Source organism: Hymenobacter perfusus, assembly GCF_003944765.1.
GTDB lineage: Bacteria > Bacteroidota > Bacteroidia > Cytophagales > Hymenobacteraceae > Hymenobacter > Hymenobacter perfusus.
Window position 1 is genome coordinate 800,508 of record NZ_RWIU01000001.1, and the last position, 23,478, is coordinate 823,985.

The following is a 23,478-nucleotide window of genomic DNA, read 5'->3' on the forward strand; positions in this document are numbered from 1 at the left end:
CCGGCAAGGCCCGCCGGATAGTAATCTGGGCCCAGTTACCGGCCCCGCGGGTGCAACCATTGCGCCGTTTGGGGGCTCTTCCCGCTGTCTTATTACACTGTTATATTTCTTTTTGCCGATGTCTACTTTGCGCTCCTTTCTGTTGCTGCCGGCCCTCCTCCTCCTCGGCAGCTGTGCCAAAGATGATGAGCCGGTACCGGCCCCCGTGTACCTGCTCGACCAGCGCTGGGTTCTGACGGAATTGGAGGGGCAGCCCCCCGTAGCTCAGCCCAGCAGTACTGTTCCTGACCTGCTGCTGAACTCGGTGGGCAGTACCAACAACGGCCGCGCGTTCTGCAACCAGTATGGCGGCAAGTACACCCTTAGGGCCGGCTCACCCCAGCTGAGCTTTTCCACCCAGGCCAGCACGTACGCCACCTGCGCCGGCCAGGACGCGGAAAACCGCTACCTCACGCTGCTGCCGATGGTAGCCCGCTACGTCATCAGCCACCGCCGCCTCTCCCTCTACGACGCGCAGCACGCCGAGCCGTTGTTGGTGTTTAAGGCCGAATAAGCGGTGGAGTTGTGAAATGATGAAGTAACCTGCGAGCATACAACCCGAACAACCAACAGCCCCGGCGGCGCGACATCAACTTGTCGCGCCGCCGGGGCTGTTTTGGTGTGAGCCGAATTTGTGGCCGTTCATCAGGGCGTCATTTGCCAGGTGGCTGCGCTTTCACCATTTCACCTTTCACAGCTTCACCCTTGCGGCTTCAGAAGCCTACGTTCAGCACCAGGGGCTGGACTTGCCAGCGTTGATAATAGGAGTCATAGACGGTGCGCAGGCCCACTTCAAGCGGCGTACGCAGGCGTAGCGGGTTGAATACGGCCGAGACGTCGAAGCCAGCGGAGTAGTAGGTGTTGCGGAAGTTGTCGGATACCACCCGCACGCCGTCGGTAAACACGTTGGCCTTGAGGCGCTGGACGTAGAGCACCCGGCCCAGCTCCCAGTGTACATCAGCCAAAGGCAGGCGGTACTCGCCGCTGAAGGAGGTAAGCTGATTCCCGCTGAGATAGGGCAGGTTACGCGGGTAGAAAATGGCCGCCCCGAACCGATATTCGTCCTGCTGCTGGTGCTGATAGCCAGCCCGCAGGCGCACGGCGTGGTGCCAGCCCAGCCCCGGCAGAAACAGACTACCCTGGGCCGCCAGCTGCCGGGCCGCCAGTCCCGCCCCGAACGGCGTGCCCCGGGCCGTGAGGCTCAGGCTCTGGCCCCAGCGCGGCGCCACGTCGCGGTAGCTCTGGCGCAGGGTGCGGGCAAAGCTGACGCTGCCCAGCAGCGCGTGCAGCGGCCGGCTGCCCACCTCGTTGATAAACCGCCGGGTAAAATCGTAGCCCTGGGTTTTCTCCAGCTGATAATACGCGCCCACGCTGAGCGAGGTGAGCATACGCGACTGAGTAAATACCAGCGGCAGACGGCTGCCCAGGCTCAGGCGGGTGTACTGCCACTGATCCTCACGCACGCCGCCCGGCACCGGCCCGATGGCCCGGCGGCCACCGTATTCCACCCCCGCATCCAGCACCGGCCATAGGCCTTGGTAGCTCACGTCGGCAAACACGCGGCCGGTACGCTCCACCCCATCAAAGCCCACGCCCGCCACGGCCTGGGTGGTGCTGAGCACGTCCTGGGCGCGTAGGCCCAGGTTGAGGCCGTTGCCCGAGGGACTTTGCACCAGACCCCAGCCGTACAGGTTAGGCGCGTGGGGCAGGCGGCGGTAGCGGCGGGCCACCAGCGCTGCACCCGCCACCGAATCGGTGGGGAGCACAGGGCCGATGGTGCGGGTGCCGGGCTCCCGGGCTGCCAGCTCATCGGCGTAGCGGTTAGGCGCCGGGGCGGCGGGTGGGGCCGGAAGCCAGGCGGTCGGATTCAGCGGCATTTCCACCACCCGGCTGCCCTGGGCCCGAATTTCGTGGAAGGCCAGCCGTTGCCCGTCGGGGCTTACGGTGGGGTGGTAGCTGCCCACGGGCCGACTGGTTACCTGGCGTACCTCGCCGGTGGTGGTGTGCACGGCGTAGATTTCCTCCTGGCCCGAGCGGGGCGAGCTGAACAGCACGTACTCCTGCCAGGGCTGGGGCTGGGCGATGTTGTCGTTGGCGGCGGGCAGCAGCACCCGGGCCTGGCCGGTGGTCAGGTCCAGCAGCTCCAGCCGCTTGCCGGCCGCTTCCAGCCGCACCACGGCCGCCGTGCGCCCCTCGGCCCCGAAGCGCGGGTGCAGGTAGGGCTGATTATCAGGGTTGTCGAACGTGCGCAGCACCGCGCCGGAGCTGGCATCCAGCAGGTGCAGCCGGTGCTGGTAGCTGGAATCGGTGCTAACGGCCAACAGATGCTGCCCATCGGGGGAGAGGACAGCGGCGGTGTAGCGGGTGCGGCGGCCGGGCCGGAGCAAGTGGGTCAGACTGCTTCTGCGGTCCAGTACCCGCACCTCGGAGTACACCTGCTGCTGCCAGCGCGGGTCGTAGCGGAACTCCAGCCAGGCCACCCGCATGCCGCCCGCCGAGAGCTGCTCGGCGTTGTGGTGCAGGCCCAGCACCCACAGCTCCCGCTCGGGGCGGCCGGGCTGCAGCTCCACCAGCCGGGGCGTGTGGCCCAGGCCGCTTTTCAGGGCCAGCACCGCGCCGCCAGTAGTGTACTGCGGATACTGGTACTCGGTGAATACCTTTTCGGTGGCGGCCACGGGCAACTCGGTGGCGGGGGTGAGGGGGCGGGCGGCGGCCTCGGCGCGCCAGAGGCTGTCCAGCTCCCGCACGGTGGTGGCGTACAGGTCGTCGGTGCGCAGGCCGGTGGTGCGGCGCAGCTTATCCGAGAAAGACAGCGGGTACACCGGGAAGCGGTAGTAGCGGTTCAGCACCGTCCCCCAGATGCCTGCGTCGGGGGCAGTGCGCTTGAGGCGGGTGGTGAGGAAGTAACCCAGCACGTAATGGTTGGGCACGTTGTCGCGGAAGGAGCCGGCCACGGCCTTGGCGTAGGAGTAGCGCCGCCCGGCCAGCAGGTTGGCCCGGAAGTAGGCGTCGAAGTTGGGGATGCGGCCCCGGCCGCTGCGGGTGAGGGCCGTTTCGGTGCCCACGGCGTCGCCTTCGGCAAACCAATCGGGCACGCCCAGGGTGGTGAGGCCCAGGCCACCGTAGCCGCCCAGCAGGTAGCCCAGCTGCCCCAGGCCCTGGTGGGCTTTATCAAACTGCACCACATGGCGGTATTCGTGCACCGTGAGCTCATCCAGCCAGTCGAGGGTGCCGCTCAGGAACGGGTCCTGGGGGAAGGTGGTGTAGAACTCGGAGCGACGGGGCAGCAGCGACACGAAGCCGTTGCCGATGGTAGTGCGGGTTTGCAGCACCACCGAAACCGGCCGCCCGCTCAGGCCCAGCGACGCGCCGCCGGGCTCATGTACCTGCTCCAAGCGGTGGGCAGTGCGGCGGGCGCGCTCCTCGAAGCCGGCCGGGTACAGCACCCGGAAGTGGGGCGTGCGCACCTCGTACCAGCGCACCGAGGCGGGTACCTGCGCTTCGATGGGCAACAGGTTTTGGGCCGACAGCAGCCCGGGCAGCAGGGTCAGGCCCAGGGCCGGCCAGAGGTTCGGCCGCAGGCTCGGCCACGGGGTACGCGCAGGAACTTTCACGCCGAAAAGCAAGGTTAGCATCCCCGAAGAAACCACCCCGCCAACCCGAAAGCAAACGCCTGCGGCCCGGCCCCACGTCCGGGGCGGCAACAGTTGCGTAGATACGCTGTTTCTGTTTCGAACCCCACTTATTTCTCCCGCTGATGACCCTGCTTAAAAATGGCCTCGCGGCCCTGCTGATTCTGTTGCTGGCCTCCTGCTCGGAGCGCCGCCCGGCCGAGGCCCAGACTAAAACCGGTCCGCTTACGCGCTCCACTACAGGCCCGGCTCCCGCCAATATGGCTGGCCTGGCTACGGCTACTTTTGCCGGGGGCTGTTTCTGGTGCACCGAGGAAATATTCGAGGAGCTGAAAGGCGTGCAGGCCGTAGTATCGGGCTACAGCGGCGGCAAGGAAAACAACCCCACGTATGAGGAAGTGGGCAGCGGCCAGACCAGCCACGCCGAGTCTATTGAAATCTACTACGACCCCAAGCAGATCAGCTACGCCACGCTGGTGGACGTATTTTTCCGGGCGGCCCACGACCCCACCACCCTCAACCGCCAGGGCCCCGACGCCGGCCGGCAGTACCGCTCAGTAGCCTTCTACCGTACTCCGGCCGAAAAGAAAATCATCGACGACGCCATTGCCCGGGTGAATGCCAGCAAGCAATACGGCAGCCCCATCGTGACGCAGGTGGTGCCGTTTCAGAAGTTCTGGCCGGCCGAGGGCTACCACCAGGGCTACTACCGCCTGCACCCGGCCGAGGGCTACGTGCAGAACGTCTCGACGCCCAAAGTGGAGAAGTTTCGCCACAAGTTTCCGCAGCTGCTGAAGAGCCCGCTGTAGTTGCCGACCAGAAGTTCCGCTGATAACGCGGAGCCTAACGTGCCGCACAAGGCGGTCTGCTGAATTGCTCCTACTCCAACGAGCCCCTACCGCCTACAATGACGGCAGGGGCTCGTTATTTGTACGCGGTTGCCGGCTGCGCTGCATTGCTGCCTTATTGTTCCGAAAAGGCGCTGACTATCTTCAGCGCCTTCTTTATATGTACTCCGCTGCTTTTTATGGCTCAACCTGCCCTGCTCTCCAAACTGCCCGATGTGGGTACCAGTATTTTTTCGGTGATGACCCAGCTGGCCCAGGAAAACGGGGCCATCAACTTGGCCCAGGGCTTCCCTGATTATGACCCGCCCCGCCCGCTGCTGGAGGCGCTGGCCCGCCAGGTGCTCACGCCCGGCCATCAGCAGTACGCGCCCATGCCCGGCCTACCCAGCCTGCGCGAGGCCATTGCGGCCAAAACCGCCCGCCTCTACGGCCACCAGCCCGACCCCGCCACCGACATCACCGTAACCAGCGGCGCCACGGAAGCCCTGTACGCCGTGCTGGCCGCCGTGGTACGCCCGGGGGATGAGGTGCTGATTCTGGAGCCGGCCTACGACCTGTACGGGCCGGCCGTGCGGCTCCAGGGCGGCATACCGGTGTACGTGCCACTCCAGTTTCCCGACTTCCGCCCCGATTGGGACCAAGTGGTGGCGGCTCTTACTCCGCGCACGCGCTTGGTAATGATTAATACCCCCCACAACCCTACCGGGGCCATTCTCACTCCTGCCGACCTTGATACCCTGGCGGCCTTGCTGCGCAACACCGATACCCTGCTGCTCAGCGACGAAGTATATGAGCACATGGTGTTCGATGGGGCTGCTCACGCCAGCGTCACGGGCCATCCGGAGCTGCGGGAACGGGCCTTTGTGCTGTCATCGTTCGGCAAAACCTACCATGCTACCGGCTGGAAGGTGGGCTACTGCATCGCCCCGGCCCGGCTCTCGGCCGAGCTGCGCCGCGTCCACCAGTTTGTGACGTTCAGCGTGAGCACGCCCACCCAGTATGCCCTGGCCGAAGTGCTGCCCGACACCACGCTCTACGATATGCTGCCCGCTTTCTATCAGCAAAAGCGCGACCTGTTCCGGGAGTTGCTGGCACCGGCCGGGTTTCGGCTGCTGCCGGTACAGGGCGGCTACTTTCAGGTGGCCGATTTCAGCGCGCTGGCCCCCGGCGTATCGGATGAGGACTTTGCCCGCCGCCTTACCACCGAAACCGGCGTGGCCGTGGTGCCGCTTTCCGCCTTCTACCACAACCGCCACGACCAGAGTCTGATCCGGTTTTGCTTTGCCAAACAGGACGCTACCCTGCACGCTGCTGCCGAGCGGCTACGGCAGCGGCAGCCGGGCGGCGGCCGGATTCAACAATAGAAATATTTCTTTGTAGCGTAGCATCTTTTTTGTAAACTTCAAGACTGATCTGTACGCTAAATACCTGTTGCCGTGTCTGACCTCACTGTTTCCTTCGTGCAGGCCGCCCTGCATTGGCATGATCCTGCTGCCAATCATCGGGAGATGAGCCGCCACATTGATGAGATTTCCATTGCCACGGACCTCATTGTACTCCCCGAAATGTTTACCACCGGCTTCAGTATGGAAGCTGCCGCGCTGGCCGAGCCGATGGATGGCCCCACTTTGGAGTGGATGCGCCTAGTAGCCGACGCCCGCGACGCCGTGGTGACGGGCACCATTATTGTGCAGGAGAAAGGCCGCTACTACAACCGCCTGCTCTGGGTCCGGCCCGATGGCTCGGTGAGCCATTACAACAAGCGCCACCTGTTTACCATGGCCAACGAGCACCATGTGTACACGCCCGGCGCGGAGCGGCTGATTGAGGAATGGCGCGGCTGGCGCATCTGTCCGCTGGTGTGCTATGATCTGCGCTTTCCCGTGTGGAGCCGCAACCCGCTCGACAACCCCTACGACCTGCTGCTATACGTGGCCAACTGGCCCGCCATCCGCCGAACTGCCTGGATGACGTTACTGCGTGCCCGGGCCATTGAGAACCTGGCGTATACAATGGGCGTGAACTGCGTGGGAATGGATGGCAACAGCCTCGCCTACACCGGCGACTCGGCTCTGCTGGACATGCGGGGCGAGTATCTGGTGGAAGTGGGCAATCAGGAAACCAGCATTACCCGCACCCTGCGCCGGGCCGAGCTGACGGCTTTCCGGGAACGGTTTCCTGCCCTCAATGATGGCGACGAATTTGAACTCCGCAGTCTGGTCCTGAAGTAATTCCGGCCCGGCTCATAAAGTAAAACCCGCCCTGCTACTCAGGTAGCAGGGCGGGTTTTTAGTGGCCTCGAACTTCCAGCCGCCGCACGGTGGTTTCGCCGGTCAGGGCCTGGCAGCGTACGAGGTAAATTCCGGCGGGCAACTGCGTCACATCCAACTGCTGGATACGGGCCGCCGCCGTGGCCGGTCGGATTACGCGCCCCGTCAGATCGAGCAGCGTGAGGCGCATAGGCCGGGCCGCCTCCACCGTAACCGTACTGCTGGCCGGATTAGGGTAGAGCTGCAACAGCAACGTAGCGGCAGCCGGCTGAGTAGCCGTAACAACGCGGTTGCGCGGAATAAAGCTGGTGATGCCGCCGCCCTCCAGGCCCAGAAACAGCTCCGGGGCACCATCAGCATTTACATCGGCAGCGGCCGGGGCATACCGGAACTTGTTGGCCCGCCCCCACTGCCCGGGCTGAAACTGAGCGGTAAGCGGGTTATAAAACAAATCGGTGCGGCCCAGGAAGGCTCCGGTCTGCGCCCGGAAATCGGGGAAGAAGCGGATGTCGCCGCTGGTATCAGCCGTAAGCAGATCCGGGCGGCCGTCGCCGTCGAAATCGGCTACAACAGGGCTGAGGTAGCTGGGGCGGCCTCCGTTGCTGGTCCGAATGCGGCCGAAGTCGTTATCCTGAAGCGTGAACGTCTGGCTTAGGTTAGCCGCGCCGGTATTGCGGTAGTAGCGCAGGGCCTCTCCCGGATACACTGCGGAGCTGGAGCTAGTGCCCAGCAGCATATCCAGGCGGCCGTCGCCATCCACATCCGCGAAGCAGGGCATATCAAACACTTGCTGCGGCATGTTGGCGAAGTAGCTCACGGCGCTGGGGTTGAACACCGCCGCCCGCCCGGCCCCAGCCGTATTCAGCAGGAATGCAATAGGGTTATTACCGGAGCCTTTTGCATGGGCCGAATACACCAGATCCAGAGTGCCATCCTGGTTTAGATCTACCAATACCGGCTTGATAAAGGCCAGCTTACGGCTGGTCAGGCCCAGATAATCGGAAGTAACGAGCTGGAAAACGGGGGCCGTACGCGTCCCCGCGTTGCGGTAGAAGCTCAGGCTGGCCCGGTAAAAACGGCCGGGGTTGTTACGGCTCACGCCGCCCACCAGCATATCCACCAGTCCGTCGCCGTCCAGGTCGCCGAAAGTGGGCGCGGCCAGCTCGCTCACTTCCAGCATATCGTGCTGCAGGAAATCGGGCCGCTCCCGCACCAGGGCGGGCACTGCGCCCGTACCGGTGCTGCGGTACAGCAGGGCCGTCTGCCGCAGGTCTACGGTATCAGTGTTATCGTAGAGGTTAGCAGCTACTACCACGTCCGGGCGGCCATCAAACGTTACATCCACGGGGTAAGCAGCCGGGAAATTGGGTACCAGCGCGGCCGTGGTGCTGAATGGTGGATTAGCGTTCAGGCCGGCACTGGTGAAGCGGGCTACCGCCGCCGTCCCATCGTTGCGAATGGCGGTCAGCTCCGGGCAGTTGTCGCGCCCGGTCAGCAGCTCCTTATCCCCGTCGCCGTCCAGGTCAAACAGGCCAATATTGTAGCCGCCGGTATGCGTAGGGCGCGGGAGCGGCCGGCAGAAATCCGGCGCAAATGAAAAGCCATTGCAGCCCGACAGACAGGCCGTAAGCCCACCCCAGTAATTGGATTCCTCCCGGAGCGTGAGGCCGCCGCAGCCGGCCGTGGTGGTATTGCGGTAGTAGTAAATAGCAGGCGAAGTGGCCGAGAAATCAAACGTCAGCACATCCAGTCGGCCGTCGTTGTCCACATCTTCAATGGCCGGCATGTTGTAGCCGCCGGTGGCAATGTTGATGTTGAGGTTCAGGTTGGCATCGAAGTACGTGAGCCGGGAGGTAATCAGCTGAAAACCGGGGCGGCCTTGAGCATCAGGTACCTGGCGAAATACCCGGATGCTGCTGCCGGAAGCATCGGCCGTGAACAGGTCGGGGCGCCCGTCGCAGTCGTAGTCCCGCAGCAATGCCCAGCCCGTCAGATCCGGCGGAAACAGGGCCGCGTACTCGGGGGCAAACTGCCAGGCCCGGCCCGTGCCGGCCGCTACGCTCAGGAATGGAAATACCCGGTTGGCGGCTCTGTCGAACACAAACAAATCGGGCTGCTGGTCAGCGTTCAGGTCGATGTTGGAAAACTGGGGCGAATTCAGCCCCCCGGCCCAGGCATTGCGCAGCGTGTCGGTACCTTGTACTACTTTTGCCAGAGCCTTGAATTCAAAGCCGAACGAGGTTCCACTCTGGGCCTGCGCCGAAAAAAAGACCCCACCGGCTAAGGCGCTCAGTACTCCCCGAATCATGTAGTGACGCATCGACAACGGCGTTGGTAGCAACTGGTTATTTTCTCTCGCTTCTAAAGTTACGCACAAAACCGCATGGCAGACCTCACGGCGCTTTACGCTCGTTTCCGGGAATCTTCGGCCGTCAGCACCGACTCGCGCCAACCCCAGGAGGGCACTCTTTTCTTCGCCCTGAACGGCCCCACTTTCCGGGGCCGCGACTTTGCCGCGCAGGCCTTAGCTCAAGGGGCCCGCTACGCCGTGGTAGATGATGAGGCTCTGGCCAATACCAACCCGGAACGCTACACGTATGTTCCCGACCCGCTGGTGGCCCTGCAGGAACTGGCCCAGCACCACCGCCGACAGCTGATTATGCCGGTATTAGCCATTACGGGCTCTAACGGCAAAACCACTACCAAGGAGCTGGTACACGCGGTATTAAGTCGCCGCTACCAGGTGCAGTACACGCGGGGCAACCTTAACAACCACATTGGCGTGCCGCTGACCCTGCTCAGCATTCGGCCCGGCGAGCATGAGCTGGCCATTGTGGAGATGGGGGCCAACCACCAGGGCGAAATCGAGCTGTTGTGCCGGCTGGCGGAGCCCACCCACGGCCTCATTACCAACATCGGGAAAGCTCACCTGGAAGGTTTTGGCGGCGTAGAGGGCATTGTAAAAGGCAAGGGGGAGCTGTTCCGGTTTCTGGAGCAGGTAGGCGGCACCGCCTTCGTGAACACCCTGGATGCCCGTCTGCCCGACCTAGCGGCCACCGTATCGGAGCAGATTACCTATCCGGCCCCGGCCGATACGTACCCGGCGGAACTCGTCAGTGACGCGCCTCAGGTTATAGTGCGCCTGTTCAACGGGGATACAGTGGAAGCGCAGATTACGGGCGGCTACAACTTTCCTAACTTGGCCGCCGCCGCTGCCGTGGGGGCATATTTTGAGGTTGCAGCTACCGATATTGGGGAAGCGCTGGCTGCCTACGCGCCTGTCAACAACCGCTCCCAGCTGGTCCGCACGGCCTGCAACGAGGTGCTGCTGGATGCCTATAACGCCAACCCCAGCAGCATGGCCGCCGCGCTGCACAGCTTTGCCACCCGCCCCGGCCGCCCCGAGGATAAAGTGGTCATCCTCGGCGACATGTTTGAGCTGGGCACTGAAAGCAAGCAAGAGCACGCGGCACTGGGGCATCTGCTGGCCGAACTGCCTCTGGGTACCGTGGTGGTCATTGGCAAGGAAATGCAGCAGGCCGCCGCCGCCAACAGTGCGGCCCGGCACTTTCTTACCAAGCCAGAGGCCGTAACCTGGCTCCAAAGCCAGCCGCTTCAGGGCCGCCAGATTCTGATTAAAGGCTCCCGGGGCATGGGGCTGGAAACGTTGCTGGAACTGCTCTAGCACCTGAAAAGAAAAGCCGCCGGGCTTCCGTCGCCCATTCGGACGACGGAAGCCCGGCGGCTTCTTTAGGTGCTGATTTGCCTTAAAACGGGCTTTCCAGCTCAGCCAGCGTGGGCAGGATCTGGTCTTTGGCAGAAATGGTAGGCGTTTGCACTCCCCAGTCGATGGCCAGGGCGGGGTCGTTCCAGAGCAGGCCACCTTCCGCCTGCGGGGCGTAGTAGTTGGTGCATTTGTAGAGGAAGAGCGTGTTGTCTTCCAGCGCCGTAAAGCCGTGGGCAAAGCCCTCGGGCACGTACAGCATATTGAACCGCTCCGAGTCCAGCACCACCGATATGTGGCGGCCGTACGTGGGCGAGTCGCGGCGGATATCCACAATGACATCCAGTGCACGGCCGGCGGCTACGCGCACCAGCTTGGCCTGGGTATAAGGCGGCTTCTGAAAGTGCAGCCCCCGCACCACGCCCCGGTCGGAGCGCGACTGGTTATCCTGCACCCAGTTGCCGATAACGCCGGCCGCTTCCATTTTCTGGGTGCTGAATGACTCAAAGAAGGCTCCCCGGACGTCGCCAAACACACGCGGCAGAATTTCTACCACTCCCGGGATATCGAAGTATTTAAATTCCATGTAGCAACTATTGAGGACTGGGCAGCGAATCAGGCGGCAAGTTAGGCAGATTTAGCGGCGGCCGGAGTGCCCGGCAGTTACTTCGCGCACCACCTCCAGGTATTTATTGAGGACCAGTTGCTCATCGAACTTGGTTTCGGCCAGCTGGCGGCCGGCGCGGCCCATCTGCTCCAGCTCGGCGGCGGGCAAACGCAGCACCCGCAGCATTTTGGCGGCCAGGTCCGGAGCATTGCGCACTTCGCAGAGCAGACCGTTGAGGCCATCCACCACGGTTTCGCGGCAGCCGGGCACGTCGGTAGTCACAATGGGTTTGCCCATGGCGGCGGCTTCGAGCAGGGTTTTGGGCGTGCCTTCGCGGTAAGACGGCAGCACCACGCAGTCGGCCTGCCGGATCAGGTCGGCCACGTTATCGGAAGTCCCCAGGTACTCCACGTTGCCTGCCTGCAGCCACTCCTCAAACAGGGCGCGCTTCACGCCCACGCCCCCGCTTTCATCAATGCCGCCCAGCAGTTGCACCCGCGTGCCGGGAGCGGCCTCCCGCACCAGGCGGGCCGCCTCAAAGTATTCCTCCACTCCTTTCTCGTAGAGCACCCGGGCAATCATCAAAAACACGAACGGCTCCTGCCGCTGATAAGCCGGATCGGGCCGGAACCGGTCGGTATCGACGCCGGAGCCGGGCAGCAGGTCGGTAATGCGCTGGTCTACTAGGCCGTTTTCGAGGAAGAGCTGCCGGTCATCACCGTTCTGGAAAAACACGCGTTTCGGAAACTGAAACGCGAAGCGGTACAGCCCCAGGGCCACCTTGCTCACCAGGTTCTTCACGATGAACACCGTACCCAGCCCCGACACGTTGTTCACGCTCGGAATACCGGCCAGACGCGCGGCCAGCGTACCATAAATATTGGGCTTGATGGTGTAATGCAGCACCACATCGGGCCGCTCGCGGCGGTAGATGCGGTAGAAGCGGCGGGTGAGGGCGGCGTCCTTTACCGGATTGGTGCCTTTGTTTTCCATCGGGATGGGCACGAAGCGGCAGCCCAGCTCGGTTTCCAGCCGCTCGGAATAGGCGTCGGGCGGGGCAATGGCCAGCACCTCGTGCCCGGCGGCTTGCAGTGCCTTTACTAGGCTCCGACGAAAATTCCAGATGTTCCAGCTGGTATTGATGACAATGGCAACGCGCATGCGGAAGGGGTAGCAGGGAAGTATAAAAAGAGGAAAACCAGCCGGGCGGGCGGGCAAAGATACGGGCCTCCCGGCGGCCCTATACGCAACGGCGCGGTTTTCGGTGAGCGGGCGGCAGCCATGCCGTACTTTTGCGCCTTCCCGCTTCACCTTAATCTTCCGCTCGTTTGTCTGCTCCCGTTCTGCTGCTAAGCCTGCATGTGCTGCTTGTATGCGCGGCGTTCCTGTTCTTTGGCTATAAGGTTTGGCTGCTGCTGACAGGCCGCCAGGAGCCGCTGCGCCAACTACGCGCCCGCACCCGCTGGGCCGACAGCGTGCTGCTAGGAACTACGCTGCTGAGCGGGGCCAGTGTGTGGGCCACTACCACTGCTCTTGGGCCGGGGTTCCTGGCCTTGCTGGTGGGCGTGGTGGTGCTACTGCTGGCTTGCGTCTGGATGCTACGCAGGGAAAGTGGGTACCTGGCCTTCGGGAACTTATTGGGTGCCGTGGTACTCTACATCTCCACCCTTTACCTGACGCTCCCTAACGTACTCCCCAACCAGCTCCGGCAGCCGGAAACCACGGCGCCTTCAGCCTCTGGCCAGGCCGAAGCTACTGCCACACCCGATGCGGCGGCTCCTGTGGATACCCTCGCTATTTCCGCCACCGACCAAGCCCTGCTCAACTCGGTGCAGACGGAGGCCACCGCCCCGCCCGTGTTGGAGGTAGGAAAGGTTCTGTATACGCAAAACTGCGTCGTTTGTCATGGCTCTGATGGCAAGCTGGGCCTCAACGGGGCCCGCGACCTGACCCAGAGTAACCTCAACGCTGCCGGCCGCATGTATCAGGTGGCCAATGGCAGCATCAGCAAAAAGATGCCAGCTTTCCAGGACAAGCTCACCGAGGAAGAAATCCGGCAGGTGGTGGAATATTCCCTGACGCTGCGGTAACGCCCCACCAACCGTTACCGCAGCAGTACACCGGCCGAAAACCGGCGTTGTTGCCCGCTCCACCAAAGCGAAATAGTCTGTCAGTACGAGGCGAAGCCGAAACACCCCAAGTCCTACCTTTACCGTAGAACCGTACGGGAGCCTGCCACCTGGCGAGCTTTCGTTTTCCTTTCTGAACTTCCGATTATGGCCAAAGAATCTAAACGCCGCGAGAACAGCACCCGCCACCCCGGCGCCACCGACAACGTGAAGGGCCGGGCCGGCCGTATTCTGGCTAAGGCCTCCAAACACGATACCTACGAAACCGCGCCGGAAGCCGAAACCGCCATTCTGGTGGCCGTGCCCGACAAGCGCCAGGCCGACGCCCGTACCCAGGAATACCTCGACGAGCTGGCCTTTCTGGCGGAAACAGCCGGGGCCATCGTCACCAAACGCTTCGTGCAACGCCTCGATAAACCCGATATCCGCACGTTTGTGGGCGAGGGCAAGCTGGCCGAAATCAAGGCCTACGTGGACCACAGCGGGGCCAGCATGGTTATCTTCGACGACGACCTTTCGCCGTCCCAACTCCGCAACCTGGAGGCCGAGCTCCAGGTGAAAATCGTGGACCGCTCCCTGCTCATTATCGATATTTTCGCCAGCCGGGCCAAGTCGGCCACGGCCCGCACGCAGGTGGAGCTTGCCCAGTACCAGTACCTGCTGCCCCGCCTCACCGGCCTCTGGACTCACCTGGACAAGCAGCGCGGCGGCGGCGTCAGCCAGCGGGGCCCGGGGGAAACCGAAATCGAAACGGACCGCCGCGTAGTGCGGGAGCGAATCGACTTCCTGAAGGAGCGCCTCAAGGAGCTGGACAAGCAGAGCCAGACCCAGCGCAAGTCGCGCACGGGTATGGTGCGGGTGGCCTTAGTGGGCTACACCAATGTGGGCAAAAGCACCATTATGAACCTGCTGAGCCGGGCCGATGTGTTTGCCGAAAACAAGCTCTTCGCCACCGTCGACTCCACGGTGCGCAAGGTGGTGCTTGAAACCGTGCCCTTCCTGCTCTCCGATACCGTAGGTTTCATTCGCAAGCTGCCCACCCGCCTCATCGAGAGCTTCAAAAGCACGCTGGATGAAATCCGGGAGGCCGACCTGCTGCTTCACGTGGTGGACATTTCGCACCCTTCCTTTGAGGAGCACATTGCGGTGGTGAACGACACACTCAAGGACATCAACGCGGCCGACAAGCCGATGCTACTCATCTTCAACAAAATTGACCTGTACAACGCCGAGGTGACGGCAGAGCACCACGGCGGTTTTGAAGGCATGAACGAGGAAGAAGAGGAAACGCCCCGCCCCACGCTGGAACAGCTCAAGGCCACCTACATGGCCAAACTCCACGACCCGGTTATTTTCATCTCGGCGCAGGAACGAGAGAACATAGATGAGTTGCGCGCCATGCTCACGCGGCGCGTGGCAGCTATTCATGCCGAGCGGTACCCCTCGGTGCAGCCCATTAGCCCCGATAATGGGGAGTGGCAGAGCTAACTACCTGATTATCCTGCACTGATTACTTCCCCTGAAGAGAAGCCCGGCCGTACGCTGGGCTTTTTTTATTTGTTTCTACCTCTAAATCCAACCATATGATAAACATTCCGTATCCATCCATCCATTCTTTTGCGGATTTATCAAAAAAATGTACATTTAAATCAAAACACCTTAATTCCCACAACCACGCGCATGAAAAAAACCTTTTACTCTCTCTCGCTCGGTCTGGCATGTCTTACGTCGTTTTCGGCACTGGCTCAGCATAGCGTACGTGCCAACATCCTGGCCTTTGGTCAGCAGTCAACTCAGTCGGTGGGTCGCCAGTGCGCTACGATGGAAGTACTGAACGCTCAGCTCGCCGCCGACCCGCAGATGGCCCAGCGGATGGCCGCCGTTGAGGCACAAACCAACCGCTTCGCTGCCAATCCGGACGTGCGCCGTACTGCCGCCGCCGTTACCATTCCGGTAGTTGTACACGTGCTCTATAATACCACCGTTCAGAATGTGTCGGATGCCCAGGTGCAGGCGCAGATTGATGTTCTCAATCAGGATTTCGCCAAAGCCAACGCCGATGCGTCCCTGATTCCGGCTGCTTTCGCCGGCCTGGCCGCCAACACGAACGTGCAGTTCACCCTGGCCAAGCGGACGCCCACCGGCACTGCTACCAACGGCATCATCCACAAATACACCAAAACCACTTCCTGGAGCTCTAACGACGCGGTAAAGAATTCCAAGCGCGGCGGCGATGCACCGTGGGACGCAACCAAATACCTCAACATCTGGGTGTGCAACCTGGGCCAGGGCCTGTTAGGCTACGCGCAGTTTCCCGGCGGCTCAACCAGCACCGACGGCGTGGTAGTGCTGTATTCCTCGCTGCCTGGTGGCTCGGCGGCTCCGTATAACAAAGGCCGCACGGCTACCCACGAAGTAGGCCACTATCTGAACCTGCGCCACATCTGGGGCGATGCCAGCTGCGGCAATGACCTGGTGAGCGACACGCCCACCCAGCAGACCAGCAACTACGGCTGCCCCTCCTTCCCGAAAGTAACCTGCTCCAACGGCCCCAACGGCGACATGTTCATGAACTACATGGACTACACCGACGACGCCTGCATGTACATGTTCTCCAGCGGCCAGTCGACGCGCATGAACGCGCTGTTTGCTTCCGGTGGAGCCCGCGTAGGCCTTGCCACTTCCAACGGCGGCACCGCCCCACTGGTAGCTACCTCCGCTCCGGCCGAGCAGCTACAGGTATTTCCGAACCCCGCCACCGACCAGCTTTCCATTCGTACGGCGCTGAACACGCCCGCCAGCAACTGGCAGGCGAAAGTATATGATCTGAGCGGTTTTGAAATGAAGCAGACGCGCACTTCTGCCGAAGGCACGCTGGATGTATCGGCCCTGCCGGCCGGTTTCTACCACCTCGTTCTGACGGATGGTATCAACACCCAGCACCAGCGTTTCCGCAAAGAATAGATTCGTACCCGTACGCCTGATACTGAATGCCTGCCCGGAAGTAGCTCCGGGCAGGCATTGTATTTATTGCAGATATGTACAATTAGCAGAATCAAGGCAAAAACCACTTCAATTTGCAATTACAAGCAACATAAACGTGATTTATTTAAATATTTTCAATAATTTGCCCTCCTGTTCCCCTTTCTCACAACCACCACACCTAGTTGCGTAATACTCGTTCTCATTTCTCACCACAACCATTTACACGTTCCGTATGAAGAAAACCATTTACTCGCTCGCTCTGGCCTTCTTGGGTCTGGGAGCTTCTCTCTCGGCTGAGGCCCAGACGCGCCAGTGCTCCACTATGGAAAATCTGGCGACCCAGCTCGCGGCCGATCCGGCCATGGCCCAGCGTCTGGCAGCTATTGAGAATCAGACGAACTCGTTCGTTGACAATCCGCTTGCGCTACGTACTTCGGCCGTAGTGACTATCCCGGTAGTAGTGCACGTACTGTATAACACTACTGCCCAGAACGTGTCGGATGCCCAGATTCAGTCGCAGATTGCCGTGCTGAACGAGGACTTCAACAAGCTGAACGCCGACGTGAGCAAGACGCCCTCGGCCTTTGCTGGGCTGGCGGCCAACGTGGGCATTCAGTTCGTACTGGCTAAGCAAACCCCAACCGGAGCCGCTACCACCGGCATCGAGCGCAAATCGACGACCCGTACCAGCTGGGGCACCGATGACGCCATGAAAAAGGTGAGCACCGGCGGCCTCGACGCCTGGAACTCGGCCAAGTACCTGAACCTGTGGGTTTGCAACCTCTCGGGTGGTGTGCTGGGTTACGCTCAGTTTCCCGGCGGCGCAGCCGCTACCGACGGCGTGGTTATCCTGAGCTCGGGCTTCGGCCGGAATGGTTCGGCCGCAGCTCCGTTCAACCTGGGCCGCACGGCTACCCACGAAGTAGGCCACTGGCTGAACCTGCGCCACATCTGGGGCGATGCCAGCTGCGGCAATGACCTGGTGAGCGACACGCCCACCCAGCAGACCAGCAACGGCGGCTGCCCTTCCTTCCCGAAAGTGACCTGCTCCAACGGCCCCAACGGCGACATGTTCATGAACTACATGGACTACACCGACGACGCCTGCATGTACATGTTCTCCAACGGTCAGTCCTCGCGCATGAATGCGCTGTTCGCTACGGGTGGCGCCCGCGCTGGCTTGCTGACTTCTACCGGCGGCACGGCTCCCGGCGGCGGCGGTACCCCTACTACTCCTACCTATTGCGCGAGCAAAGGCGGCAACGTATCGTATGAGTGGGTTGACTTCGTGCAGCTCGGCTCCATCAGCCGCACCTCGGGGGCCAACGCCGGCTACTACGACGGTACGGCCCTGGGCACCACGGTAACGGCCGGGTCTTCGCAGACCATCAGCTACTCGGCCGGCTATGCTTCTACGGCGTACACCGAGTACTGGAAAGTATATGTTGACTACAACCAGGACGGTGACTTCTCCGATTCGGGCGAACTGGTAGCCAGCCGCAGCAGCGCTTCGGCCAGCACCCTCACCAGCACCTTCACGGTGCCCGCCACGGCCAAGAGCGGCAAAACCCGCCTGCGCATCGTGATGAGCGACGCCTCGGCCACCACCAGCTGCAACAGCTACAGCTACGGCGAAACCGAAGATTACAGCATTACTATTTCGGGCGGCACGGCGCGTCAGTCGGGTGCTACGGCCGAATCGGTGGGCTACCGCATCTTCCCGAACCCGGCTACCGATGTGCTCAACATCGAGGTACCCGCTTCCATCGACAACAAAGCCGTAACGGTGACGGTGTACGATGTACGCGGTGCCCAGATGAAGCAGGTAAGCTTTGACGGCAACCTGCTGAACGTGGGCGGCCTGGCCAAAGGCGTGTACACCCTGCGCATTGCCGATGGGCAGCAGGTAACGCACCAGCGCTTCATTAAGGAATAACGAACCGGCTTCGGCTTCGTTAAATGCAAAAAGCCCCTTCTCCACATCGGAGAAGGGGCTTTTTGCGTCTGGCAGATACGCTGGCTACTTCACGAAGCGCTGCACTACCGAGCCGGTGGCGGTTTGCACCTGCAGCAGATAGCTGCGGCCGGTGGGCAGGTTGGTCACCGACACGTCCAGCACCCGCTGCGAGGCCGGCAATGTGCGCTGCTCCTGCCACACCACGCGGCCGGTAGCATCCAGGATGCGGAGGGTAACGGGGCCGGTCAGCGCGTTGCGGAGCTGGACGTGCAGCGTGGCAGTGGCAGGATTGGGATAGAGCGTGAAGCCTTCGGCCGGGGAGCCGGTTACCACTTCCACGCTACTGTGCTGGCCGGTACCATCCACATCAAGCTGGTGCAGGCGGTAGTAGAGCGGACCGGCGGGCGGCGTGACATCGATGAAGGCGTACTGTTGCAGCGTGGTGCTGGTGCCCTGGGCCGCCACACGGCCCACCGGCGCGAACTGCCGCCCATCCACGCTACGCTCCACTTCAAAGTACGCACTGTGGGTTTCAGAAGCCGTGCGCCACTGCAAAGCCACGCCGTTGCGCTGCGCTCGGGCCGTAAAGGCCACCAGCTGCACCGGCAGCGGCTGCAGCACTACCGGCGGCGTGGTGGCGCAGGCACTGACAGGGTCGTACACAATCTGGATGGCGTTGCCCCGGGCCAGCAGCCCCACGGCGTAGGAGTTCACCAGCTTCTCGTTGCCGGCATTGGAGGCCCAGCGGTGGCTGGTAGCCGTGGTGTTCCCCCCAATAGGGTTGATGTAGGGGTTCGAGAAGCTGGGGCCCAGCAATGAGTCGTTCCAGAAGATGTAGTCGGCCGCGCCGTCGTTGCCGGGGCGCACATCCTGCACCGAAATACCTGTATCGGGAGCCTGCTCGCAGTCCCAGATGGGGAAGTTCACCGGGCCCACGCCGCTCGAAAAAGTCACGCTCAGATTGGTCTGGTTCATGGTGGTACCGGCGTCGGTTTTACCATCCCACACGAACGTATTATCCCCGATGACGGTGGGTTTCTCCAGCACCCGGTCCTGGGTGCGGTCGTAGAGGTTGTTCCGGTCGCCATCAATGAACACTACCCCAAAACCGGCCTGATCTACGCGCAGCGTGAAGGTGGTGACGCCACCGCTGCAGCTGGTGGTTACCGTAGGGTTGTTGGGCCGGGGTGAGGTGGGGTAAATGACCGGGTCGGGGTTGTTCACGAACAGCTTGTACTCGGGGTAGCCGGCGTTGCTGTTCTGGCTTTTGCGCTTGTCCTTGAAGTTGCCCGCCACGTTGGTGCCCTGGCTGTTGGCCACCAGAATCACGCCGAAGGGCTGGATACCGGCGTAGCTGACCCGCTTCACGAAGAAGCTCTGGTTGTTGAAGTTCAGGTTCGGAATCAGCGGGTAGAGCACAAACGACGAGGACAGCGCGTTGGTCCCGCCGGCGGCCGTGAACGACCAGTGCTGCGAGTACAGCCGGCCCGGCTTCTCGCTGGTGGCGTCGCGCACCGTGAAGTCCCACAGGTCGTACCAGGATTTGTTCTGGGCCACGCCTACGGCGCTGCCGGCCGCATCTACCTCCATAAACTCCACCCAGTAGTCGCGGGCCGGGGCCGAGGCGACCGGAGCGTACACGAACGGGTTATAGCCGGCCGCCGGGCTGGTATTACCGGCCAGGTAGCGAGGGCCGGCCGCCGCTTCCTCGGGCGTGGCGATGTAGCCGGGCTGGCTGGGGGCCAGGTTCACGGCTCCTTCGGTGCTGGTCGTCTGGGGCTCCAGGTAGTGGGTGGAGGCTACCTGCTCCGCGTTATTGCCATCCAGATACTTCACCTGCAACCGCAGACGGCCGTTGTTGACGGCGGCGGCATCGTTGCTGCGGATGCGGCGCACCCCGAAGTACAGGGTTTCGCCACCGTTCATCCGTACGTACAGGCGTTGGTCGGCGGGGGCGCCTTCCTTCAAAAAATATCGAGAGTTGGAGGTGGCACTGGCTACGTCCCCGTCGTTGTGCTGGAGGTAGCCCACGAAGTTGTTGGCGCCGGTGGCCGTGCCCCGGGTACCGGTACCGGGCGTGAGGTTTTTGGATCCCTCGGCGCGGGCCTCCGGCGCTATTGCCGCCAGGGCCGCCAGGAGTAGGAAGGGACGCGCACTACGGCGCAGCCAGACGGGAAAATGTAGGGTCATAAATGGAAATAATGGAACAGAGAAAGGACAGGTAAACAAGCAGAAGTCGTGTCATTACGGGAAGAACACGTCTCGAAACGACACACAAGTTTAGCAGATATTCTCCTAAGTATCTGAATAACAAAATACATGATGCCAAATTGGATCGGCGACGGCGGGAGCATCCAGGCAAACCGGATTGGGCCGACGACCCGGCTTCCGCCTCGCTCCGGCCCGGTAATTGTCACCTGCCGCCCGAATTGTACCTTGCTCAAAACCTTTTAGTACTGCCTCAGTAAAGAAGCCTGCCCATTGTTCTGCTCCCGACCCGTATGAAGACCTTGTACCTGATGCGCCACGCCAAATCGAGCTGGAGCTTTGACGATTTGAGCGACCAGCAGCGCCCCCTCAACGACCGGGGCCGCGATGATGCCCCCCTCATGGGCCAGGCCCTGACTAAGCGCAACACGAAGCTGGATCTGTTGGTAAGCTCCCCCGCCGTGCGCGCCCTGAGCACGGCCGCGCTGGTAGCCCACGAGCTGGAATATCCGGCCGATAAAATTGAGGTGGTAGAGGCCATTTACGAAGCTACCGTGCCCGATTTGCTGGCCGTTGTGCGCCAACTACCCGATACGGCCGACTCTGTGCTGCTGGTGGGCCACAACAACACCCTCACCGATTTCGCCAACCTGCTTTCCCCCAGCGAAATCCCCGAAATGCCTACCGCAGCCATCGTGTGCCTCAAGTTCAGCACCGACCAGTGGGCCCGGGTGGACCGCGCCAACGCGGAGTACTACTTCTTCGACAAACCGAAAAACCAATAGCCAATTGCTGGTTTTTGGTTGATAGCTTTTAGTTGCTGGTTGTCAGTTGCCGGTTTTAGCGCTTAGTTCTGACACTCAAAACCCGCAGCCAATAAATCACAACTAAAAGCCAACAACCGGCAACTCCTCACCTATGTCCGAACCCAAACAGGCGCAGCCCCGGCTGCTGAACCGCGAGCTAAGCTGGCTGACCTTTAACCGCCGCGTGCTCCAGGAAGCCCAGAACCCCGAGGTGCCGCTGCTGGAGCGCATTAAGTTTCTGGCCATTTTCAGCAGCAACTTGGACGAGTACTTTAAGGTGCGCGTGGCCACCCTGCGCCGCTTGGTGAAGCTCAAGAAGAAAACCCGCGCCAAGCTGGGCGACGACCCCGCCGAGCAGCTCCACGACCTGCTGCAGGAGGTGGGCCGCCAGCAGCAGGAGTTTGGCGACACATTCCGCAACCAGATTCTGCCAGGGCTGCGCGCGGAGCATATCCACCTGATTTCGGAGCATGACCTGAGCGACGAGCAGCGCGCCTGGGTGCAGGAGTATTTCCGGACTAATGTGCAGGACTTGCTCTCGCCCATTATTCTGGATGAGAATCTGCATCACCTGTTTCTGCGCGACCAGAGCGTATACCTCACGTTCCTGCTCACGCAGCCCGAGAACCGTAAAAAGCACGACGGCGAGCGGGTGGTGACGATGGAGCTGCCCGCCAAGCGCCACGGCGGCCGCTTCGTGCGCCTGCCCGACGTGGGCCAGGAGCGGTACGTGATGTTCCTCGACGACGTGATTCGCTGCTGTGCCCAGGAGCTGTTTCCGAAGTACCAGAAAGTACAGGTACACGCCATCAAACTCTCCCGCGACGCCGAGCTGGATATTCAGGAAGAAGTATCGGACAACCTGCTGGCCAAAATCAAGAGCAGCCTGCAGAAGCGCGAAACCGGCTTTCCGGCCCGCCTGCTCTATGACCCCGCCATGCCGAAGGAGGTATTGCGGGCCATCATGCAGAAAACCGGCATTGGCAAAGATGAACTGGTGGAAGGCAGCCGCTACCACAACTTCCGCGACTTTTTCGGCTTTCCTGATTTTGGGCTGGCCCACCTGCAGTACGAGCCCATGCCGCCGCTGCCCCACCCTACCCTGCCCCGCACGGGAGCCATGCTGCCCGCCATTGCCCAGCGCGACCACCTGCTGCACCCGCCCTACCAGTCCTTCGACTACGTAACGCGCCTGCTGACCGAAGCCGCCAAAGACCCGCAGGTAAGTGGCATCAGCATGACGCTTTACCGGGTAGCCGGCAAGAGCGAAGTGGCCAAAGCGCTGCTGAAAGCCGTGAAAAACGGCAAGCAGGTGACAGTGGTGGTAGAGCTGAAAGCCCGCTTCGATGAGGAAAGCAACATGTTCTGGGCCGAGAAGCTCCAGAAGGCCGGGGCCAACGTCATCTTCGGGATTTCCGACCTCAAGGTCCACAGCAAGCTGCTGCTCATCACGCGGGCCGAGGAAGGCCACAACCGGCTGTACGCATACCTGAGCACGGGTAACTTCAACGAGAAAACCAGTGAGCTGTACGCCGACCACGGCGTGTTTACCAGCAACCCGGAAATTACGCGGGAAGTAGCCGAGGTATTCCGCTACTTCCACGACCGGCAGGACAAAACCGGGGCGTTCCAGCACCTGCTGGTAGCTCCGTTTGAGCTGCGCGAAAAATTGGTGGCACTGATAGACGCCGAGATTGAGCGGGCCCGACGCGGGGAGGATGCCTACATCATTCTGAAGCTGAATGCGCTGCAGGATGACCGGATGATTCTCAAGCTCTACGAGGCCAGTGAAGCGGGCGTGCGGGTGGAATTGCTCATCCGGGGTATCTCCTGCCTGATTCCGGACCTGGACGGGCAGAGCCGCAACATCTCGCAGCGCGGCATGGTCGACCGGTTCCTGGAACACGCCCGGGTGTACGTGTTTGGCAACGGCGGCGACGAGAAAGTGTACGTGGCTTCTTCTGACTGGATGGCCCGCAACCTGGACCGTCGGGTGGAGGTGGCCTTCCCAATTCTGCAGCCCGATTTGCGCGCCGAAGTCCGGCACCTGCTGGACCTGCAGCGCCAAGACAACGTGAAGGCCCGCGACTGGCAGAACAACTTCCTGGGGCAGGAGGAGGCCGCCGAAAAAGGCCGCGTCCGTTCCCAGTTCGATACCTACGCGTACCTCAAAAGCCTGAACAAAAAACCAGCCGCCCGCCCCCGCAAGCCGGCGGCGCCTAAGGGCTAACCAGAATCCGTATTACTTCTTACCACGCCGGTCCGGCGGCTGC

At 62.0% G+C, this 23,478-nt stretch carries 16 protein-coding genes; 11 read left to right on the top strand and 5 right to left on the bottom strand.

The features are described from left to right. The first annotated feature begins 118 nt into the window (after nt 1–118). The gene (locus tag EI293_RS03455; RefSeq protein WP_125435702.1) at nt 119–553 is read left to right on the top strand and encodes an META domain-containing protein; all 435 of its coding nucleotides are present in this window, start codon (nt 119–121) and stop codon (nt 551–553) included. 199 nt (nt 554–752) lie between these two features. On the opposite strand, the gene EI293_RS03460 is transcribed toward EI293_RS03455, so the two are convergent. Then, complete coding sequence (locus EI293_RS03460) at nt 753–3,674, bottom strand: BamA/TamA family outer membrane protein (protein WP_125435704.1); 2,922 nt, start codon at nt 3,672–3,674, stop codon at nt 753–755. 122 nt (nt 3,675–3,796) lie between these two features. Here EI293_RS03460 and msrA point away from each other — a divergent pair, with 122 nt between their 5' ends. From msrA to EI293_RS03475, 3 genes are all read left to right on the top strand, one after another. Then, nucleotides 3,797–4,480, top strand: coding sequence for a peptide-methionine (S)-S-oxide reductase MsrA (msrA, locus tag EI293_RS03465; RefSeq protein ID WP_125435706.1), 684 nt, complete (start codon nt 3,797–3,799; stop codon nt 4,478–4,480). Nucleotides 4,481–4,698: 218 nt separating this feature from the next. Then, a complete protein-coding gene (locus EI293_RS03470; RefSeq protein ID WP_125435708.1) occupies nt 4,699–5,883 on the top strand; it encodes a methionine aminotransferase in 1,185 nt (394 codons plus the stop codon). A 72-nt stretch (nt 5,884–5,955) separates the two neighbouring features. After that, nucleotides 5,956–6,750, top strand: a complete 795-nt coding sequence (locus EI293_RS03475) for an amidohydrolase (RefSeq protein WP_125435710.1) — start codon at nt 5,956–5,958, stop codon at nt 6,748–6,750. A 58-nt stretch (nt 6,751–6,808) separates the two neighbouring features. Here the strand turns inward: EI293_RS03475 and EI293_RS03480 are convergent, their stop codons facing one another. Continuing rightward, nucleotides 6,809–9,109, bottom strand: a complete 2,301-nt coding sequence (locus EI293_RS03480) for an FG-GAP-like repeat-containing protein (protein ID WP_125435712.1) — start codon at nt 9,107–9,109, stop codon at nt 6,809–6,811. A 63-nt stretch (nt 9,110–9,172) separates the two neighbouring features. On the opposite strand from EI293_RS03480, the gene EI293_RS03485 reads away from it, so the two are divergent. Continuing rightward, entirely contained in the window at nt 9,173–10,474 is a 1,302-nt protein-coding gene (locus EI293_RS03485) for a UDP-N-acetylmuramoyl-tripeptide--D-alanyl-D-alanine ligase (RefSeq protein WP_125435714.1), read from the top strand. An 82-nt stretch (nt 10,475–10,556) separates the two neighbouring features. Here the strand turns inward: EI293_RS03485 and rfbC are convergent, their stop codons facing one another. Then, the gene (rfbC, locus tag EI293_RS03490) at nt 10,557–11,099 is read right to left on the bottom strand and encodes a dTDP-4-dehydrorhamnose 3,5-epimerase (protein WP_125435717.1); all 543 of its coding nucleotides are present in this window, start codon (nt 11,097–11,099) and stop codon (nt 10,557–10,559) included. Between the two features lie 51 nt (nt 11,100–11,150). Further along, nucleotides 11,151–12,281: a glycosyltransferase family 4 protein gene (locus tag EI293_RS03495; protein ID WP_125435719.1), complete on the bottom strand. Its 1,131-nt coding sequence runs from the start codon at nt 12,279–12,281 to the stop codon at nt 11,151–11,153. 167 nt (nt 12,282–12,448) lie between these two features. Between EI293_RS03495 and EI293_RS03500 the strand changes: the two genes are divergently transcribed. The 4 genes from EI293_RS03500 to EI293_RS22015 all read left to right on the top strand — a co-directional run bounded on the left by EI293_RS03500 (nt 12,449) and on the right by EI293_RS22015 (nt 18,170). After that, nucleotides 12,449–13,210, top strand: a complete 762-nt coding sequence (locus tag EI293_RS03500) for a c-type cytochrome (protein WP_125435721.1) — start codon at nt 12,449–12,451, stop codon at nt 13,208–13,210. Nucleotides 13,211–13,396: 186 nt separating this feature from the next. Then, on the top strand, nt 13,397–14,737 hold the full coding sequence (gene hflX, locus EI293_RS03505; RefSeq protein ID WP_125435723.1) for a GTPase HflX: 1,341 nt from the start codon (nt 13,397–13,399) through the stop codon (nt 14,735–14,737). A 192-nt stretch (nt 14,738–14,929) separates the two neighbouring features. Then, complete coding sequence (locus EI293_RS03510) at nt 14,930–16,213, top strand: M43 family zinc metalloprotease (protein ID WP_170170223.1); 1,284 nt, start codon at nt 14,930–14,932, stop codon at nt 16,211–16,213. 253 nt (nt 16,214–16,466) lie between these two features. Continuing rightward, nucleotides 16,467–18,170, top strand: coding sequence for a GEVED domain-containing protein (locus tag EI293_RS22015; RefSeq protein WP_170170224.1), 1,704 nt, complete (start codon nt 16,467–16,469; stop codon nt 18,168–18,170). Nucleotides 18,171–18,254: 84 nt separating this feature from the next. On the opposite strand, the gene EI293_RS03520 is transcribed toward EI293_RS22015, so the two are convergent. Next, nucleotides 18,255–20,381, bottom strand: a complete 2,127-nt coding sequence (locus EI293_RS03520; protein WP_125435725.1) for a T9SS type A sorting domain-containing protein — start codon at nt 20,379–20,381, stop codon at nt 18,255–18,257. Between the two features lie 311 nt (nt 20,382–20,692). On the opposite strand from EI293_RS03520, the gene EI293_RS03525 reads away from it, so the two are divergent. After that, complete coding sequence (locus EI293_RS03525) at nt 20,693–21,184, top strand: SixA phosphatase family protein (protein WP_125435727.1); 492 nt, start codon at nt 20,693–20,695, stop codon at nt 21,182–21,184. Nucleotides 21,185–21,317: 133 nt separating this feature from the next. Beyond that, nucleotides 21,318–23,435, top strand: coding sequence for a polyphosphate kinase 1 (gene ppk1, locus EI293_RS03530; RefSeq protein ID WP_125435729.1), 2,118 nt, complete (start codon nt 21,318–21,320; stop codon nt 23,433–23,435). The last annotated feature ends 43 nt before the right edge of the window (nt 23,436–23,478 follow it).

Bases quoted from the DNA above. Each gene is read 5' to 3' on its own strand.
- EI293_RS03480 (WP_125435712.1), bottom strand. From the start codon at position 9,109: ATGCGTCACTACATGATTCGGGGAGTACTGAGCGCCTTAGCCGGTGGG.
- ppk1 (WP_125435729.1), top strand. From the start codon at position 21,318: ATGTCCGAACCCAAACAGGCGCAGCCCCGGCTGCTGAACCGCGAGCTA.
- EI293_RS03525 (WP_125435727.1), top strand. From the start codon at position 20,693: ATGAAGACCTTGTACCTGATGCGCCACGCCAAATCGAGCTGGAGCTTT.
- EI293_RS22015 (WP_170170224.1), top strand. From the start codon at position 16,467: ATGAAGAAAACCATTTACTCGCTCGCTCTGGCCTTCTTGGGTCTGGGA.
- msrA (WP_125435706.1), top strand. From the start codon at position 3,797: ATGACCCTGCTTAAAAATGGCCTCGCGGCCCTGCTGATTCTGTTGCTG.
- rfbC (WP_125435717.1), bottom strand. From the start codon at position 11,099: ATGGAATTTAAATACTTCGATATCCCGGGAGTGGTAGAAATTCTGCCG.
- EI293_RS03455 (WP_125435702.1), top strand. From the start codon at position 119: ATGTCTACTTTGCGCTCCTTTCTGTTGCTGCCGGCCCTCCTCCTCCTC.
- EI293_RS03495 (WP_125435719.1), bottom strand. From the start codon at position 12,281: ATGCGCGTTGCCATTGTCATCAATACCAGCTGGAACATCTGGAATTTT.
- EI293_RS03510 (WP_170170223.1), top strand. From the start codon at position 14,930: ATGAAAAAAACCTTTTACTCTCTCTCGCTCGGTCTGGCATGTCTTACG.
- EI293_RS03460 (WP_125435704.1), bottom strand. From the start codon at position 3,674: ATGCTAACCTTGCTTTTCGGCGTGAAAGTTCCTGCGCGTACCCCGTGG.
- hflX (WP_125435723.1), top strand. From the start codon at position 13,397: ATGGCCAAAGAATCTAAACGCCGCGAGAACAGCACCCGCCACCCCGGC.
- EI293_RS03520 (WP_125435725.1), bottom strand. From the start codon at position 20,381: ATGACCCTACATTTTCCCGTCTGGCTGCGCCGTAGTGCGCGTCCCTTC.
- EI293_RS03470 (WP_125435708.1), top strand. From the start codon at position 4,699: ATGGCTCAACCTGCCCTGCTCTCCAAACTGCCCGATGTGGGTACCAGT.
- EI293_RS03485 (WP_125435714.1), top strand. From the start codon at position 9,173: ATGGCAGACCTCACGGCGCTTTACGCTCGTTTCCGGGAATCTTCGGCC.